Source organism: Stenotrophomonas sp. SrG, from assembly GCF_050031795.1.
Lineage (GTDB): Bacteria > Pseudomonadota > Gammaproteobacteria > Xanthomonadales > Xanthomonadaceae > Stenotrophomonas > Stenotrophomonas rhizophila_A.
The window spans coordinates 1-250 of the sequence record NZ_JBNBBE010000622.1 but is presented as its reverse complement, the minus strand read 5'-3'; the positions used below and the strand labels follow the sequence as shown (position 1 = coordinate 250).

1 protein-coding gene is annotated in these 250 nt (G+C 68.8%); it reads right to left on the bottom strand.

Going from position 1 to position 250, the window contains the following annotated elements; genetic code table 11:
• Positions 1-239: ATP-binding protein (locus ACQG3P_RS21075; protein WP_426806141.1), on the bottom strand; the 239-nt coding region annotated here is incomplete at its 3' end.
• Between the last annotated feature and the right edge of the window lie 11 nt (positions 240-250).

Genomic DNA, 250 nt, shown 5'->3' with positions numbered 1-250 from the left:
TGTTCTAACGGGCTCCCCACGCCCGGCGTGCTTACCACCCGGATGCTGCCCTGGGCGCCTTCGATGATGCGCTTGCAGGAGATCAGGCCCAGCCCCGTGCCGATGACCTTGGTGGTGAAGAACGGGTTGAACAGGTGCGCCAGCACCTCGGCGCTCATGCCCACGCCCTCGACGGTCACCGAGATGTGCAGCCAGTCCTGGCCATGCCCATCCGAGGCGGCCGCCGCGCGCAGGGACAAGCGCCCGCCAG